The organism is Desulfovibrio sp. 1188_IL3213 (assembly GCF_036763145.1).
Classification (GTDB): Bacteria; Desulfobacterota; Desulfovibrionia; order Desulfovibrionales; family Desulfovibrionaceae; genus Desulfovibrio.
Map to the genome: position 1 here is coordinate 1 of NZ_JBAIYR010000405.1, position 2,030 is coordinate 2,030.

General features: G+C 60.9%; 1 protein-coding gene. It reads left to right on the top strand.

Annotated features, from left to right (window positions below):
• On the top strand, positions 1–1,932 hold a 1,932-nt coding region (gene infB, locus V6C16_RS11965), incomplete at its 5' end, for a translation initiation factor IF-2 (RefSeq protein ID WP_333543304.1).
• Positions 1,933–2,030: the final 98 nt, after the last annotated feature.

A 2,030-nucleotide genomic window follows, 5' to 3' on the forward strand; every position in this document is an offset into this window, starting at 1 on the left:
TCACCCACGGACAGCCGCGATGGGCAGAGCAAGAAAAAACGTCTCAAGGGCCGCCGCACGGTTGATTTCCAGCAGGGAAATTTCGGCGGACGCCGTGATGATGACGACAGCCAGCGCCTGAACCGGGGCAAGGGGCGCCGCAAAGGCGGCAAGCCCGTCAACTCGCAGGCCACCCAGCCGCTCAAGGCCGCGAAACGCAAGATCCGCGTTACCGAGGCTATCCGCGTGGCCGACATGGCCCACCAGATGGGCCTCAAAGCCAACGAGATCATCAAGATTCTCTTTGGCCTTGGCGTCATGGCTACCATCAACCAGGCTCTGGACTTCGACACGGCCACTCTGGTGGCTTCCGAATTCGGTTACGAGGTGGAAAAGGCCGGCTTCTCCGAAGACGACTACCTGACCCCCAAGGAAGTGGACGCGCCCGAAACCCTCAAGCCGCGCCCGCCCGTCGTGACCATTATGGGCCACGTTGACCACGGCAAAACCTCACTGCTTGACGCCATACGCAAGTCCAACGTCACCGGCGGCGAAGCCGGGGGTATTACGCAGCATATCGGCGCCTACCACGTGAAGACCAAGCGCGGCGAGATTGTCTTCCTCGACACGCCCGGTCACGAAGCCTTTACGGCCATGCGAGCCCGCGGCGCGCAGGTGACGGACCTTGTCATCCTTGTGGTGGCTGCCGACGACGGCGTGATGGAGCAGACCCGCGAAGCCATCAACCATGCCCGCGCCGCTGGCGTGCCTATCATGGTTGCCGTCAACAAGATGGACAAACCCAGTGCCGACCCCGACCGTGTGCTGCGTGAACTGGCCGAACTGGGCCTGCAGGCCGAAGAATGGGGCGGCGATACCATTGTTGCCAAGGTGGCTGCCAAGACCCGCATGGGCCTTGACGACCTGCTTGAAATGGTGGCCCTGCAGTCTGAAATTATGGAACTCAAGGCCAACCCCGATAAGGTCGCCAAAGGCCGCATCGTGGAAGCCAAGCTGGACAAGGGCCGTGGCCCCGTTGCCACCGTGCTTATCCAGGAAGGAACCCTGCATCAGGGCGACAACTTTGTGTGCGGTCCCTTCTCCGGGCGCGTTCGCGCGCTCATGAGCGATCAGGGCAAAAAGGTCAAGGAGGCCGGACCGTCTCTGCCGGTGGAAGTGCAGGGTTTTGAGGGCGTTCCGGAAGCTGGCGAAGAGTTCTTTGTGGTCAGCGATGAAAAGCTGGCACGCCGCATCGCCGATTCCCGCGCCATCAAACAGCGCGAACGTGAACTGGCCTCCGAATCGCGCGTGACGCTCGAAACCTTCCTTTCGCAGCGCAAGTCCGATCAGGAAACCCTTACGCTCAACCTTGTGCTCAAGTCCGACGTGCAGGGCAGCCTGGAAGCCATCACCGAAGCGCTGGTCAAGCAGAGCACGGACAAGGTGCGCATCAACGTTGTGCACGGTGGCACCGGCGCCATTACCGAATCGGACATTCTGCTGGCTTCCGCCTCGCAGGCCATCATCATCGGCTTCAACGTGCGGCCCGCAGCCAAGATCAAGGATGTGGCCGAACACGAAAACGTGGATATCCGTTTCTACGAGATCATCTACAAGCTGGTGGACGACATCAAGAGCGCCATGGCTGGCATGCTGGCTCCCGTGCAGCGTGAAGTCTACCTCGGCCAGGCCGAAGTGCGCGACACCTTCAGTGTGCCCAAGATCGGCATCATCGCGGGCTCCTACGTGGCCGACGGCAAGATCGCCCGTAACGCCGGGGTGCGCCTGCTGCGCGACGGCGTGGTGGTCTACACCGGCAAGATCTCTTCCCTCAAGCGCTTCAAGGATGACGCCAAGGAAGTCGTCAAGGGCAACGAATGCGGCGTGGGCCTGGAAAACTTCAATGACATCAAGATCGGCGACATCCCGGGAATGGCGTTTGGTTCTGGCTAGAGCAATTTCACTTTGAAATTGCCCTGGCGGCTGCGTGAGCAGTCGCCCGCCGCAAAGATGCAAGCGCAATTTACTTGCGCGGTTAAGCATCAAAGCGA